The 14,730-nt window shown below is 63.9% G+C and carries 14 protein-coding genes and 1 riboswitch; of the genes, 1 reads left to right on the top strand and 13 read right to left on the bottom strand.

What is annotated here, in order from left to right; all coding sequences use genetic code 11:
• The 6 genes from RBI05_RS10145 to RBI05_RS10120 all read right to left on the bottom strand — a co-directional run bounded on the left by RBI05_RS10145 (window position 1) and on the right by RBI05_RS10120 (window position 5,999).
• Window positions 1-1,194: a glutathionylspermidine synthase family protein gene (locus RBI05_RS10145; protein ID WP_310551008.1), complete on the bottom strand. Its 1,194-nt coding sequence runs from the start codon at window positions 1,192-1,194 to the stop codon at window positions 1-3.
• A complete protein-coding gene (locus RBI05_RS10140) occupies window positions 1,191-2,039 on the bottom strand; it encodes a hypothetical protein (protein ID WP_310551007.1) in 849 nt (282 codons plus the stop codon). Before RBI05_RS10140 ends, RBI05_RS10145 begins: the two co-directional genes overlap by 4 nt.
• 36 nt (window positions 2,040-2,075) lie before the next feature.
• Window positions 2,076-2,291 carry a hypothetical protein gene (locus tag RBI05_RS10135; protein ID WP_310551006.1) on the bottom strand — a complete coding sequence of 72 codons (216 nt, stop codon included), beginning with the start codon at window positions 2,289-2,291 and terminating at the stop codon, window positions 2,076-2,078.
• A gap of 362 nt (window positions 2,292-2,653) precedes the next feature.
• Window positions 2,654-3,895, bottom strand: coding sequence for a copper amine oxidase N-terminal domain-containing protein (locus RBI05_RS10130; RefSeq protein ID WP_310551005.1), 1,242 nt, complete (start codon window positions 3,893-3,895; stop codon window positions 2,654-2,656).
• Window positions 3,896-4,083: 188 nt separating this feature from the next.
• Window positions 4,084-5,400: a nucleobase:cation symporter-2 family protein gene (locus RBI05_RS10125; protein WP_310551004.1), complete on the bottom strand. Its 1,317-nt coding sequence runs from the start codon at window positions 5,398-5,400 to the stop codon at window positions 4,084-4,086.
• The gene (locus tag RBI05_RS10120; protein WP_310551003.1) at window positions 5,394-5,999 is read right to left on the bottom strand and encodes a xanthine phosphoribosyltransferase; all 606 of its coding nucleotides are present in this window, start codon (window positions 5,997-5,999) and stop codon (window positions 5,394-5,396) included. Before RBI05_RS10120 ends, RBI05_RS10125 begins: the two co-directional genes overlap by 7 nt.
• Before the next feature lie 184 nt (window positions 6,000-6,183).
• Window positions 6,184-6,287: riboswitch (purine riboswitch) on the bottom strand.
• Between the two features lie 168 nt (window positions 6,288-6,455).
• On the opposite strand from RBI05_RS10120, the gene RBI05_RS10115 reads away from it, so the two are divergent.
• Window positions 6,456-6,875, top strand: coding sequence for a hypothetical protein (locus tag RBI05_RS10115; protein WP_310551002.1), 420 nt, complete (start codon window positions 6,456-6,458; stop codon window positions 6,873-6,875).
• Between the two features lie 420 nt (window positions 6,876-7,295).
• On the opposite strand, the gene RBI05_RS10110 is transcribed toward RBI05_RS10115, so the two are convergent.
• The 7 genes from RBI05_RS10110 to RBI05_RS10080 all read right to left on the bottom strand — a co-directional run bounded on the left by RBI05_RS10110 (window position 7,296) and on the right by RBI05_RS10080 (window position 14,629).
• Window positions 7,296-7,643 (bottom strand): ArsR/SmtB family transcription factor, encoded by a 348-nt coding sequence (locus tag RBI05_RS10110; RefSeq protein ID WP_310551001.1) that lies wholly within the window; start codon window positions 7,641-7,643, stop codon window positions 7,296-7,298.
• 1 nt (window position 7,644) lies between these two features.
• Complete coding sequence (locus RBI05_RS10105; protein ID WP_150457523.1) at window positions 7,645-8,082, bottom strand: SRPBCC family protein; 438 nt, start codon at window positions 8,080-8,082, stop codon at window positions 7,645-7,647.
• Window positions 8,083-8,378: 296 nt separating this feature from the next.
• Entirely contained in the window at window positions 8,379-9,305 is a 927-nt protein-coding gene (locus RBI05_RS10100) for an AEC family transporter (RefSeq protein WP_310551000.1), read from the bottom strand.
• Window positions 9,306-9,473: 168 nt separating this feature from the next.
• On the bottom strand, window positions 9,474-12,014 hold the full coding sequence (locus RBI05_RS10095; protein ID WP_310550999.1) for an ABC transporter permease: 2,541 nt from the start codon (window positions 12,012-12,014) through the stop codon (window positions 9,474-9,476).
• A 5-nt stretch (window positions 12,015-12,019) separates the two neighbouring features.
• Complete coding sequence (locus tag RBI05_RS10090; protein WP_150457526.1) at window positions 12,020-12,706, bottom strand: ABC transporter ATP-binding protein; 687 nt, start codon at window positions 12,704-12,706, stop codon at window positions 12,020-12,022.
• Between the two features lie 106 nt (window positions 12,707-12,812).
• The gene (locus RBI05_RS10085; RefSeq protein ID WP_310550998.1) at window positions 12,813-13,952 is read right to left on the bottom strand and encodes a sensor histidine kinase; all 1,140 of its coding nucleotides are present in this window, start codon (window positions 13,950-13,952) and stop codon (window positions 12,813-12,815) included.
• A complete protein-coding gene (locus tag RBI05_RS10080) occupies window positions 13,949-14,629 on the bottom strand; it encodes a response regulator transcription factor (protein ID WP_310550997.1) in 681 nt (226 codons plus the stop codon). Before RBI05_RS10080 ends, RBI05_RS10085 begins: the two co-directional genes overlap by 4 nt.
• Between the last annotated feature and the right edge of the window lie 101 nt (window positions 14,630-14,730).

Raw genomic sequence — 14,730 nt, 5'->3', positions numbered from 1 at the left:
TCAGTTCACTCCCAACGCTATAAAATGACTCGTGTTGCCCGTAATCAATCCGCCAGCGCGTCCCAACAGCCCGCACGGCTCGCCGTTCAGCATGAACAGCCCGGTAAGAAGGCGCAGCTCGCCGTAGCTCGTCTGAAGCTCGGCCAGCTCGGTCCGCTTCTGATAGACGACCGGGAACAGTTCGCTGCTGTCGTAGCCGTCCTCATCGGCCGTCTCCAGTCCTCCTGCGGCATCGTAGAGCCGCACCGAGCCGCCCTCCCGCCCGAACATCGACTTGGAGACAAAGCTGCCGGAGAAGACCGGCTTGTTGTAGGTCGGCAGCATGTAAGCAGCGATGGCTTCCCGCTCCTCTTCGCTGAAAAGAATGCCCAGTTCATACAGGCCCCACACGGCGGCCAGCAGACCCTTGGATTGCAGCAAAATGCTGTGCGGCGGGTTAAAGAGCGCCAAATTGCCGGTCTCCACCGCGTAAGCCAGCGCGTCACCGCCTTCGTCGACGGCCATCCACTCCTTCGGGTAGAGGGCGAACATCCGCCGGATGACCCGTCCTTCCCCGTCCATCACGACGCCGTCGTCGATGCTAAGATCGAGGCAGTCGACGCAGCGGACGTCCAGGCCGCTGTGCCGGGCAAGCGTCTCGATGGTACCCGAATCTTCCTGGTGGGTGCCATAGGCGACGCAGGCAACCGTATCCGGACGTTCTTCTCCCCAGGCAGCGGCTAGCAGTTCCGGCATCCGCCCGTTGACGGTGCCGACCCCCGCCTCCCGGCAAATCCAGGGCGTCGCAACGGAAGCCTCCACATAGCCGGTCGGCGTATCCGCATTCAGCTCCAGCAGCTTGATGCGGCCCGAGCCGTCCACCGCAAAATCAAACCGGGCGTAGCGGCTGATCGGCCCCTCCGGGATCGGTACCTGATCCAGCATATCCCACAGCACCTCGGGAATGCCGGTCAGCTCATACAGATCGCGCCGCCGGTGAATATAACGGGCCGTCTTGTCCAGAACGGCCCAGAGCTTGCCGGCGGCGGCCTCCAGCTCGCGGTAGACCGCTCCGTCCATCACTACGACACCGTCCAGCCAGTATTCCTCGTCCTCCAGATCCGCCCAAGGGAAGCCAAGTTCCGCCAGCTGCCGAACCCGGTCCGCACGCTGCTCCCGGGGAAACTCGCGCAGTTCAAACACGGATCTGCTCATCCGCCGAACAGTCCGCCGCCGCTCTTCGAGCCGGAGCTGACCGAGGATCTGGAGCCGGAGCTCGATTTCGAACCGGATTTGCTGGAGCCCAGTCCGCTTGAAGTGCCTCCAACCGAGCCTTTGCCCGCCGAGGTGCCCCGTCTGGTGATGGAACCGGTCGTCGAGGTCGAGGTCTTGGGCTTCACCACCGAACCGGCAACCGGCTTGTTCTGAAATTTGGTGCTGTCGTACGACTTCGGTTTATAGGCCGTTCGTGTGCCTCCGTAATACGTCGGGCGGTCACCGTAATAGCGGGCCGGGGAGTAGCCGCCGCCGCTGTTGAACAAGAAATGATAGAGCAGCAGATCGTCCCAGCCGAAGCCGGAATTATAGCCGCCGTAATTGTTGATGACCGTCGTTCCGCCCGAAGACGTTACCCCCGGCGAAGCGGTCGGCTCCGCCGTCTCGGATGCGCGATCTTCCGGATACGGAATCGCCCAGTCGGCGTTCGGGTCATAGTACTGCTTGACTTCGTCCGTTGAATAAGAGACCAGCTTCGGCTCCCCGGCGGCGGAAGAAGCGCCCGCTTCCGGTGCGCCGGCCGCCATCAGCGCGTTGGCCAGCAGTGCGATCCCGAGCGAAGTCGTGAGAACGCGCGCCGGCGGCCCGCCCGGAGTCATCCACCGGTCGGCGGGAGCGGCTTGCTCCGGCAGCTTGTCTGCGGCAGCCGAAGCTCCCCGGCCGGCGGCACGCCCATCCGCTCCGGCCGCTTCCCCGGGCGGCTGCATGCTCCCGGACGCTTCATTGCTTCTGCTGTGTGTCTCCTTGATACTCTGTCTATCCCGCTTCTCTTGCTCTCTGTCCAAGCCAGTTACCCTCCTTCTTCTTCGAAGCCTTCTTGCTCAATCGTTCCGCAGCGGAACGAGCAGAAGCTCCAGCTTGCTGTCGTCCAGATTAAGCCGGCCCTCTACCGTCTCATATTCCTGGCCCTGTACGACCAAATAATTGACATGCTCCAGCGCGGCGATCATATTCGCGTTCCAGACGCGCTCTTCAATCACCCGAAGCTCGCCGTCCGGCCGTTTCTCGTACAATACCACATTCATTCCACTGTCCAACTGTTCTTCATCCTTTCTTCTGAAAGCGTTTGTTATGTCTCTGATACGAGGCAGGAGAATGAATGTTTCAATTCCGCAGGCCTCGGCCTTCATCGTAAACGTATCTTTTACCAGAATACGGGTTAAGCGGGATGAAGGCAATGATTTACACCGAAGTCTTCTGGCAATGACGCACCGGGTATGATAAGCTTGGCTCCCATGTATTTTTATTCCATAAAATAGAGGGGATCTGCATGAATTCGCCGACCCGGGGGCCGCTGGAAGGCAGGCTCACCCTGACTTCCGCCGAAGGAGACTGGCAGGTTCAGGCCGATGTCTGGGACAATGCCGCCTTCCGGGAATTGGCCGCCCCGCAGGCCCGGTTACTCCTTCCCTGCGGTCAGCGTGTAGCTTCGGGTCTTCGGCTTACCGCCGCCAAGCGGCGAGTAGACGAAGGTCAGCTTGCCGCCTTCGCGCTTCGTAAGCGTGAGCATCCGCTCCAGCACATAGGGATCACTGCCGTCGGCCTGCTTCCAGTCGGCCCGGTCCGGGCTGTCCATGAGCCGTTCGCCCAAATTTATAACCGCTCCGGTATCGGGGTGAACCGCATACAGCTGAGCCGAAGGCAGCGCCCGGACCAGCAGCACATCGGACGCGGCATACTCGATCCGCAACTTCCCCTCGTCCTGCGTGATCGCCTTAAGATCAAGCTCGGGCCCCAGACTGCCGCCGGAGAGAATATAGCGGACCCGGGTTCCATCGAATAAATACTGCCGGGTGCTCGCCGGAACAGCCGGGCGGTTATAGGACGGCATCCCCAAATGATAGTCGGCCTGGCCGACGACCGCCTTGCCGCGCAGCAGCACCTGATATACGTTCTCAAAATCATTGAACATGGCGTAATGCCGGTCCGCCAGTTCCAGCAGGACTGCTCCGCCTCCGGCTTTTGTCAGCGTCAGGCCATAGTGGTAAGGGGAATCCTTCAGCGGAAGCCGCCCAATCCGCTCCGGCTCGGCTTGACCGGCCGGACGCGCATACAGCGTGCCGTCGGCCTGCGACACCCAGTAAGTCCCGCCGTCGACGGACGCGGACACCAGTCTCTCTTTGTCGGCAATATACAGCTCGCCGCCCCGGACACGGACTGTTCCGCCCAGCGCCCGCGCAGCGGAGGCAAGCGGGACATACAGCGTGCCGCCGATGGTCCGGGCCGGCAGCGCCAGCTTCACGGCCGCGCCGTTCACCGCCGCCGACGAAGAGCCTGCGGCGACGAGCACCCGCCGCGACGGCCGGAGCAGCGTCGCCTGCCGCTTGCCGGCGTCCCACGCGAGCGTATAGCCCATCGCCGCCGCAAGCGGCTTGAGCGGAACGAAGGCCGTTCCGCCCAGGCTGCGGATTCGGCCCGTCTCGATATGCTTATCGTTCAGCAGGACGCCCGATACGGGAGCGGCAGCCGCCAGAACCCGGACGGAGCCGGTTCCCTTCTCCCCGGCAGGCGGTACTGCCGCCCGTGTGAAGGCCGAGGCGTTCGGCCGAGTAACTGCATGGTCATTGTCACGGGGGCCTGCTGCTGCGGTGCCTGCTCCTGCGAGCGCTGTGCAGAGGAGAACCGCGATGGATTTTTTCATTTATTTTGCCTCCATTTCCTGTATTCGAATCTTGGACATCGCTTCACTATGTGTACTCCATAATATGGATGGAGTTGCGATGGGTGGAATTACGATGAACGGGGCTGCGGCGGCCGAAAGAGCGCAAAGGCCGCGCCTCCCTGAAAGGAAGCGCGGCCTTGGATGATTTGCTGCGAATGCGGACCGCTCTAAGCGCCGCGGGCTTGCAGATCCGGGGCGGAAGCAGGCAGCTCCGACGCGGCCGGAGCTTCGCTGCGCGAGAACAGCAGATTCAGCACGATGGCCGTCAGCGAGCCGGAGACGATGCCGCTCTGCAGCAGCATCCGGGCGAACTCCGGCAGCTGGTCGAACATGGACGGCAGCGTCGCCGAGCCCAGCCCCACCGCAATGCTGCAGGCGGCAATCAGCAGATTGCGCTCTTTCCGCAGATCGACGGCGGACAGAATCGAGATGCCGGACGCGGCCACGGAGCCGAACATGACAATCATCGCTCCGCCCAGCACGGCGTTCGGAATGACGGTGGTCAGCGCCGCCAGCTTCGGCAGCATGCCGAGCACGACCATAATGCCGCCTGCGGCAAAGATGACGTTCCGCGTCTTGACGCGGGTCAGCGCGATCAGGCCGACATTCTGCGAGAAGGCCGTGTACGGGAAGGCGTTGAATACTCCGCCGAGCATGATGGCCAGACCTTCGGAACGCAGGCCGTTCACGATCCGCTTGGGAGGAACGTCTTGATCGGTTGCTTTGCCGACTGCGAAGTACACGCCGGTCGATTCTACCATGCTGACGAGGTTAACGATAATCATCGTTACAACGGCCGTCAGGCTGAATTCCGGTCGGCCGAAGTAGAACGGCTGGGCCATGCTCACCCAGGAAGCGCCGCCGACCGGCGCGAAGCTGACCACGCCCATCAGATAGGCAGCGAACGTGCCGGCGGCCAGGCCGACCAGAACGGAGACGGAGCGCAGGAACCCGGTGGTCAGGCGGTTCACCAGCAGAATGACCGCCAGGGTGATAAGCGCCAGCAGCAGATTGCGGGGCTGGCCGAAGTCGGGGCTGCCCTGCCCGCCCGCGGCGTTGTTCATCGCGACCGGAATCAGCGACAGGCCGATGATCGTCACGACCGATCCGGTGACGACAGTCGGGAAGAAGCGCAGCAGCTTCCCGTATAGAGGGGCGGCAAGAACGACGAAGAGGCCGGACACAATGATGGCGCCGTAGGCGGTTCCGAGGCCTGAAGACGAGGCGATGGCAATGATCGGGCTGACGGCCGTAAAAGTGCAGCCGAGCACGACAGGCAGGCCGCTGCCGAAGAAGCGGGAGCCGAGACATTGCAGCAGAGTGGCGAGTCCGCAGGTGAACATATCAGCCGCGATGAGATAGGCCATCTGCTCTCCGGTAAGATGCAGCGCCCCGCCGACAATGATCGGAACCGCGATGGCGCCTGCGTACATGGCCAGCACATGCTGGAGGCCAAGGGTAAATACTTTGCGTCTGCTTAACATGTTATCCGCTCCTTCTGATTGCATTCCTCGCCTGCAAACTGCACTTCTCCCGGCTTCATCGAGACAATCCGCGCCAGCGAGCAGACCTCGATGCCCCGCTCTTCCAGCAAGAAGCGCCCTTCCTGGAAGCTCTTCTCGATCACGCAGCCGACGCCGACCAGAACGGCGCCCGACCGTTCCACGATGTCGGCCAGGCCGACCAGCGCAGCGCCCGTCGCCAGAAAATCATCCACGATCAGGACCCGGTCGCCGGGGCCGAGGTATTTTTCAGCGATGCTGATCTGGTAGGCTTCCCGGCGTGTGAAGGAGTAGACCGGCGCTGCGTATACCCCCTCGCCCTGCGTGATCGCCTTCTTCTTCTTCGCGTACACGAACGGGACGCGGAGCGCGATGCCCGCCGCCATGGCGAACTGGATTCCGCTTGCCTCCACCGTCAGCACCTTGGTCACGCCGCGGCCGCCGAACCGCTGTCCGAATTCCCTGCCGATCCGCAGCGCCAGCTCTGTATCCACCTGATGATTCAGAAAGGAATCCACCTTCAGCACCGTCTCCGACAGAATCTGGCCCTCCCGTCTGATCCGTTCCTTCAACTCTTGCATGTTCCTGCCGCCCTTTCTTATCTGATCCAACCAAAAAAAGGACAGGTCCACCTGAGAGTTTCTCTCAAGTGAACCTGTCCGGACGCGGGGCATCCCGCGCGGATACACATCTCTGTGTACACGCCCCGGGAAGGCCGCCGTTCTCCGCATCCGCCGGAACGGATAGGGAATACAGCGGCCCGCGCGGGACGCTCGCTTCACTCATAGTCGGACGATTGCAGTGGTCATCCGGTAGAAACTTATGGGCCATATTCCCATTATTATATGAGTCTTTGGTAGGCAGTCCGGGTTCTCCCCGAACAAATATGGTGTTTATATTACACGCCTTGTGTCGGAGTTGACAAGGAGTTTTTTGGGGATGCCAAGCAATGGAAAAAGCGGCGGGCTTATGGGCCAACAACTGCGGCAAGTTGTAGGCCGCTGGGACGTCGGTCCGCCGTTCGTCCGGCGCCTGCCATGGATCTCAAGCTGCAGGCGAGGGAGAACGGGACAGTCGCGGCGGCGGCTACGGCACAGGCTGCGGCTGCGGCGGCGGCGCCGGCAGCGACTGCGGCTACGGCACCGGTAGCGGCTACGGCTGCGGCTGCGGCTGCGACTGCGGCTACGGCGGCGGTAGCGGCTACGGCGGCGGCGGCGGCGGCTACGGCGGCGGCGGCGGCTGCGACTGCGGCTACGGCAACGACTGCGGCTACGGCGGCGGCTGCGACTGCGGCTACGGCGGCGGCTGCGACTGCAGCTACGGCACCGGGTAGCGGCACCAACTACGGCACCGTGTCGCCAAGCGGACCCCAGAGCCGCTATTTCGGCGATCAATGCCTCTGCGGTGCCAGTAGCGGACACCAGCGACCTTATTTAATGGTGGAAGCGCATACATGAGCTGGATATGCCAAAATAAGGGCGCTCCGGTCCGATAACCCGGACGATTGGGGGATATGGACCGGAATAAGGGCTGTCCGGTCCGGACGTGCCCCGCACTTGCAGGCGGTGCTGCCTCTGCGCCAAGGACCGCCTGCGGACAGCAGGCACAAGACCGGCCGGGTAAATAGCCGCCCGGCCGCGCTCACGGCTCAGCTGTGTTCACGGCCGGGCGGCGCTCGTGGCCCGGGTGCGCCTGCGGCCGGACTGCGCCAAAAGACCGGCTGGGCTCGCAGCCCGGCTGCCTGCAGCCCGCGATGAGGCGCTGTCCGGCGGGGAATGCGGGCGGCAGAAGCACCTGAACAGCAAGGCCGGAATGCGCCAAAAAACCGGCGGGGAGAGGCGCATGCCGGCTTGAAGGGACTAACGGGCTATTGGGGGCTATTGGGGGCTATTGGGGTTCTTGGGGTCCTCCGATTCAACCAGCGCTTTGAGCATCGACAGCTTGTTGGTCCAGAATACTTCGTAGTAGGCGAGCCAATCCTTCAGCTCGGCCAACGGCTCCGGCTGGAGCCGGTACAGCTTCTCGCGGCCGGCCCGGCGGCCGCTGACCAGCTCCGCCTCCTCCAGCACGGCGAGATGCTTGACGATCGCGGTACGGCTTACCGGGAACCGGGAAGCGAGGTCCGCGATTCGCAGCTCCCGGGCGGCAAGCAGCCGCAGCATCTCCCGGCGCGTCGGATCGGCGATGGCCTGGAAGACGTCGGCCTTGGCCGCGCGGCCATCCATTTTAGGCCTCCGCAGCCTTCTTGAACCGTTCGCCTACGATGGCGACCCAGCCCTGGCCCATCCGTTCGCGGACAACGGAAGCCTGCTCGTTCGCCTTCGGCAGCACATCGTCCGGGTATCCCCACCCGCCGTGGGTCAGCGTAAATTCCGTCCGGCCTTCGCCGAGATCGGACAGCTCGAAGGTGATAATCCAGCCGTCCGTATCCCAGGAGAACTTGAGCCGGGTCGGAGGCTCGACGGCCAGCACCTTGCAGGGCGACGGGCCGAACGGCGAGCGCAGATGGAATTCATGCCCTTCTTCCGGAACAAAATCGTTGGGCATAAACCATTCGGCGATGCCCTCCGCCGTAGCGACTTTGGCCCATACCTTCTCTATCGGTGCTTCGACTACTACCGTCTGCTTCACATCTTCCAGCTTGTTCCGTTCTGTCTGATCCATGTCTGCTGTCGCTCCTTCACGGGTGTGGGACTGCTCCTGTCCGGCTGCCGGCACATCGCCTGCCCGGACCAAGGAAGTCTGCTATACTTTGACACCCCGGGGTTGTATTTATGTGTCCCATTATATATAACCCAAAGGTGTCATGTCTACGGCGGCGCACAGTGGAACGGCCAGCCGCAGCCGGCCGGCTGTTGCGAGCAGGCCGGATTCAGCGAACGCTCCGCCCCAGCGAACTCCAGCGTCAGCGAACGCTCCGCCCAGCGGACCCCGGCGTCAGCGAACGCTCCGCCCCGGCGTCAGCTGCTGCAGGCGGCGATCAGCAGCGGCAGCCACAGGAACGACAGGAGCGTGCTCCACAGAATGCAGCGCGATACATAGGCCGGGGAGGCGCCGAACCGCTCTGCCAGCACCACCGCATTGACGGCGACCGGCATGGAAGCCAGGATGAACAGCACCTTCAGCAGCAGATGGTCGGCCGGCAGCAGAAACAGCAGTCCCGCCGCCAGCAGCGGGGCCGCCAGCATTCTTACGCCCATGCCCGTATAGAAGGCCGGCCGGGCGGCCGGGACCGGAGGCGTCATGGCCACCTTCATCATCTGCGCGCCCAGCACGCAGAGCACAACCGGCGAGTAGGCGCCGGCGGCCAGCGATACGCCCTTGGCGAGATCGGCCGGCAGATGCAGGCCGGTCAGGCGCAGCAGCAGCGCAAGCGCTGCGGCATAGATCGCCGGCAGGGAGAAGACCGAGCGGACCGCGCCCCGGGCCGAGAAATTTGAGCGCGCGGCGAAGTAGACGCCCACGGTGTTCGCCAGAATCATCTGGCCGACCACATAGACGGAAGCCTTATCCATTCCCGCCTGGCCGAAGGCCAACAGCACGACGGGCAGGCCGTAATTGACACTGTTCGTCAGCGTCGAGATCAGGGTCAGACCGGCCGTATCGGCGGGTCCAAGCCGCAGCGCCCGCGACAGTCCCAGCGCAAGCAGGCGCATCAGCACCAGGTTGAGCAGCGTAAAGGCAACCGTTACATAAATATCTCCCGGCTTGATCGAGGCCCGGGTCAGCGTATCCAGCAGCATCGCCGGGCTGAGAAAATACAGATACAGCGTCAGCAGCGGCTTCGTATCGAGCCGCTGATAGCGTCCGAGGAGCGCCCCGGCGGTCACCGGAACCGCCAGCGGCACCATGACGCCCAGCATGGTGGACAGCAGAGAGGAGAACAACGGGCAGGACCTCCGTTTCGGTTGCAAAAGTGTCCCTTAATGATAGACCCGGTTCCTCCTCCCGGTCCAAGACCTGCAATGAATAAAGGCGATAGGGAGCGCCTATCGCCTCCCCTATCGCCTGTCTGCCCTGCCTATGAACCGCTTCAGCTTCAGAGCCGCTGCCGGTCATTCCGCCTCCAGCAGCCGCTCCACAGCGGAGGACCGGGACAGGGAGCGCGTTCCGGTCTGGGTTACCGCCCAACTGACCAGTGCGAACAGCGCGACGCCGGCCGCCAGCGGCCACAGGATCGGACGGTAGGACATAAAGGCCATCTGTCCGGCAATGCCGCTTGCGGTCAGCATCACTACGGGCACGCCGATCAGCCCGGCCAGCAGCGCGATCAGTACGGTGGTGAACAACCCTTCATAGATCAGCAGCCGGCGCAGTTGGGCGCTCGTCATGCCGATGCTCTCCAGTACGGCGAATTCCTTCCGCCGGGAATGCATCCCGGCAAGCGCCGTGGTGATGTAGTTAAGGAGGCCGACCAGCGCCACGACTCCGCCAAGACTGTAGCCGAGCACGCGAAAGAGGTTGATGTACCCCTGCATTTCAGCCCGGTAATCCGCCCGCGTCTTGAACTCGGTGCCCGGAAGCGATCCGGCGATGGCCGACATGGAGCGGACGGCCTCCGCGATCTCGCCGGGGTTCGCCTGCACCGTCGCCGACAGGATGGAGCGGTCCGGAAAGTGCGCTGCCATCGTCTCCGCCGGCAGGTACACGCTGAACCCGGCCAAGGTGAAGAAACGGGTGCCCGCCGCATACAGCGCATCCGTATTGAGCACCGCCATCACCTCGTAGCTGCCCTGCTTATCCCCGAGGCTCAGCGTATCGCCGGGATGAAGATAGTTCCCCTCCGAATCGCCCAACAGAGACTGCGAAATGAGCGCATACCGGCCGGTTGCGAACCGCTTGGCGTCGAAGGCGCCTTCCACAATGTCGTTCCTGCGCAGCACATCGTACCAGCCCGGGTCGAGTCCGTAGATTTGCAGCGGGAGAAAGCCGTGCTTCAACGTCTGTGCCAGCGCAGGGCGTGCCGGGTCCTCGGCAGCGGCCAGCGGCTCCAGGAAGCGCCGCGCGCGCTCCCCGATCTTCAGATTCATCTCCCGGAAGAGCACCCGGTCCACCCGCGCTACGCCGGGAGCAGCTGCGAGCTCTGCGACCACCCCGTCGGTAATTGTGCCGGAGCGCTCCTGCACCGCCATCCCTCCGGCCAGCGTCTGCTCCTTGACCTGGGCGTCGCCGGTGATAAAAGCATTCAAATATTGATTAACGTCCAGCGATCCGATGACACTGACCAGCGTGCCGAAGAGAATCAGCGCAAGCGTCAGCGACGCGGCCATCATGGCGAGCCGCCTGCGGCTGCGCAGCAGGCCGCGCAGCGCCATCTGCGGAAGCCGGCCCCCCCGCTGCGAGGCCCGGGTCCGTCCGGGCTTCCCGCGCTTGCCCTGTCCGGCTCCGCCGCTGACGCCGGCGTATTTGACCGCCTCCACCGGAGCAATCGCCGCCGCAATCCGTCCCGGACGCCCGGCGGCGATCCGGACCGTCACGTAGGCGAACAGCGCCGCGCCGGCAAAGATAGCCGGGCTGGCCGAGCGGACCGTCCCGCCCGGCATATCCGTGTACGAGCCGAGCATCGGCAGCAGCAGCACGCCGGTTCCGTAGCCGAGGACAAGGCCGGCCGGCAGCCCGGCGGCGAACAGCAGATGCGCCTGGGCGGAGATGATCCGCCGAAGCTGGCGGGGCGTCGTCCCGATGGTCTTAAGCAATCCGTAGAACCGGATGTCCCGGGACACGGTCATATAGAAGATATTGGCGATCAGCAAATAACCGCTGAGCATAATAATCAGGAACAGAACGGCATACGGCAGCAAGTCATTCAGGTTATCGCCGACGCTGACCGACGTGTACGCCCAGTTGACGCCATATTCAGCCTTGATCCCCGTATCTGCCATCACCCGCTTCAGCTTGCTCTCGATCCGCAGCGAATTGTTGAACATGACATCGAGCCGGGTCGTGTTCGTGTAGGTGCCGTTCAGCCGCGTACGGGCGGGATCGAAATCCTTTAACTCGCGGTCTACAAAAGCCTTGGACACATAAGCGATGCCCGACATGCCCAGATTGGGATTGCCTTCAAAATATCCGCTCAGCCGGAAGGTGCGCGTCAGCGTCCGGCTGTCCGCGACGCCGATATAAAGCTTCACCTCCGCGCCAAGCCGATGCGGCACGCCCAGAAGGTCGAGCGACCAGGACGGCATCGCGATGCCGTCCTCCGCCTTCGGCAGTCCGCCTTCCAGGAAATCGACGAAGCTGTGCTTCGGCGCTTTGCCGTCGGCCCAATCCACCTCCAGCGAGCTTGTCCCAAGCGCCGGATTCGATGCCGACCCGACAGCAATAGCCTTGCTGAATTCGATGATGGAGGGATGGCGGCTCAGCCGGTCCGCCTCGTCCGGCGTAAGGTATTTGAAGCTCCCGTGAAAATCGCTCCCCGCCGTCATCATGCTTGTCCGCTCCATCGTCTTGTTGAGGCTGATCGCAAGCGTGAGCACAGCGGTCAGCAGCAGCGCCGTCAGCGCAATCGCCGCTGCCACGAATCCGCTCTGCATTCTCCCGGTCTTCAGGCTGCGGAAGGCCACCCGGTACAGCGTTCTTCTCTGTCCGTTCTTCATCCCGCTCACCGTCCTCCCGCAGCCGTCCGGACGGCAATCCTCCCGTCCTCGATCCGGATCATCCGGTCGGCGGTCTGGGCAATCTCCTCGTTGTGCGTAATCATGATCGTCGTCTGGCGGTACCGTTCCGCCAGCCGCTTCATCAGGATCAGCACCTCCTGGCTCGTCCGGCTGTCGAGGTTGCCCGTCGGCTCGTCGGCCAGCACAATCGCCGGCTTCGCCGCCAGCGCCCGGGCAATGGCGACCCGCTGCTGCTGGCCGCCGGAGAGCTGTCCCGGCAGGCTGTGGGCTTTGCTCTCCAGTCCGAGCGCGTGGAGCAGCTCGCCCACATGCCGCTCATCGGGCGCGGAGCCGTCGAGCTCGACGGGCAGCGTAATATTTTCGCGGACGTTCAGGATCGGAATCAGGTTGTAGTTCTGAAAGACGAATCCGACCGACCGCCGCCGGAAGATCGCCAGCTTCTCGTCCGTCAGAGCGGACAGGTCCTGCCCGGACACGACAATTCTGCCCTCCGTCGGCCGGTCCAGGCCGCCCAGCATGTGCAGCAGCGTCGATTTGCCGCTCCCGCTCGTTCCGACAATTGCAACGAATTCGCCGGCCTCTACAGTCAGATCAACGCCCCGAAGCGCCTCCACGGCGTTCTCCCCCCGGCCGTAGATCTTGGCCAGCCTCTCTGTTACCACCATCGCCATCGCGTCTGCTTCCCCCTTCTCTGCCGCGCCGCTGCCGCGGACGCGCTCTGTCTCCCATTGTACCGGAGGCATCTGTCGGGGCCGTGACCGGGTTCTTACAGAATGGTCACTTTTGCGGACGAGGCTCGGGCCGGGGAAGAAAGAGAGAGAATACCGCTCCCTCTCCGGGAACCGAAGACGCTTTTACATAGCCCCCCTGGGCATTGGCGATACTGCGGGCCACATACAGTCCGAGTCCCACGCCTTCCGTCTCTTCCGATCCCGCCCCCCGGTAAAAACGCCCGAATACGCGCGCAAGCTCGCTCTCTTCAATGCCGGGTCCGTTGTCCGCGACATCGACGCGCACGAACAGCTCGTACGCCTCGGCCCGCACCCGGACCTCGCCTCCCCGCGGGCTGTATTTGACCGCATTGTCGAGCAGATTGAACAGCGCCTCCGCCGTCCATCGGCGGTCGTACAGCGCCTCCAGCTCTTCCGCCCCCTCAACCGTCAGCCGGGTATTCCGGCTCTCGGCCTTGGGGTATACCTGGGATACCGCTTCCGCGATCCCGTCCAGCAGCGGACGGATCTCCGGCTTCATCTGGAGCGTGCCGGTCTCCAGGCGGGACAACCGGGTCAGCGACGTAATCAGCCAGTCCAGCCTTTCCGCCTGCTTCATCAGCTCAGCGATAAGCCGGCGGATCTCATCGCCGCTTCCGTCCTCGCCTTCGGCATCGCTTTTGGATTCGCTTCCGGTCCCGCGGCCTTCCGCTTCCCGGCCGGACGCCTCTGCAAGCAGGCCCCCGTAGAGCAGAATATTCGCGAGCGGCGTCCGGGTCTGATGCGAAATGTCGGACAGCAGCGCCTGAAGCCGGGCGCGCTCCTCGGTTGCCCGCCGCTCGCCCTCCGCCGCGATCTCCACGACGCGGCTCAGCTTGCCGCGCAGCGACGACAGGGGCGATTCCTCGCAGTCGCCGGGCAGCGGCTCACCGCGCAGCGCGCGGTCCAGCAGATCTCCGGCCTCTGCCAGCGTACCCGCCGAAGCGGTCCGCTCGGCCCAAGTCCATCCGGCGAAGAGCAGCAGGACAGCCAGCGCAAAGACCGCCGTCAGGGATATCGCGCTCCTCCCGGGATCGGCCAGCGCCGTCATCCCGGCGGCGTAGCCCGCCAGAATCAGGAGGAAGAGGCCGCCAAAGAGCAGGGCGCTCGGCCGCCTGCGTCCCGGAAGAGGCCGATCCGGGCTTCGGCGGTCCGCTCCCGTCCTCATCGCACCTCCTCCGTCCAGACGTAGCCGACACCGTAGACGGTCCGAATCCACCGGGGCGCAGCCGGGTCATCCCCGAGCTTCGCCCTGAGCCGCTTGACCGTCACGCTCAGCGCGTTCTCGTCCACATACTCCGTCTCGCCGCTCCATACGCTCTCCATCAGGGCCGCGCGCGTCAGCACCCGGCCTCTGGAGCGAAGCAGCGTCTTCAGCAGGCGCTGTTCCGTTCGGCTCAGCGGAATCCGCCCGCCATCCCGCTCGATCTCCATTCGTCCGAAATCGAAGACCATATCGCCGAACCGGGCCCGTTCCTCCGGGACTGCCGTCCGGCGCAGAACGGCGCGCACCCGGGCGCGCAGCACCATCAGGCTGAAGGGCTTGGTGATATAATCGTCCCCGCCCAGCTCCAGCCCGGCCACAATATCGCCTTCCCAGTCATTCGCCGTCAGAAAAATTACCGGCACCCGGGACCCCGCCCGAAGCTGCCGGCAGAACTCCAGTCCGCTGCCGTCCGGCAATTGAATGTCCAGCAGCACGAGGTCCGCTCCCTGCTCCCGCCACAGCTTCTCCGCCTCGCCCAAGGTATACGCCTGCCGGATCTCCAGCCCTTCGCCGCCCAGACTGAGGGCGATTCCCCGGTTCAGGCTGACATCGTCTTCCACAATCAGAATAGCGGGCATGTCCTACACGCTCCCTTCGTATGCTCGCTTCGCTTGCTTCTCTCCACCTGTATGACTCCAGTGTATGACTATACGCCGCGGACGCCGGTCCGACTAAGACA

Origin of the sequence: Paenibacillus glufosinatiresistens, from assembly GCF_031470375.1 — a bacterium.
Taxonomy (GTDB): Bacteria; Bacillota; Bacilli; order Paenibacillales; family Paenibacillaceae; genus Paenibacillus_AQ; species Paenibacillus_AQ glufosinatiresistens.
Note: the sequence above shows the minus strand (reverse complement) of the source record. Positions and strands in the feature narration are given on the sequence as shown.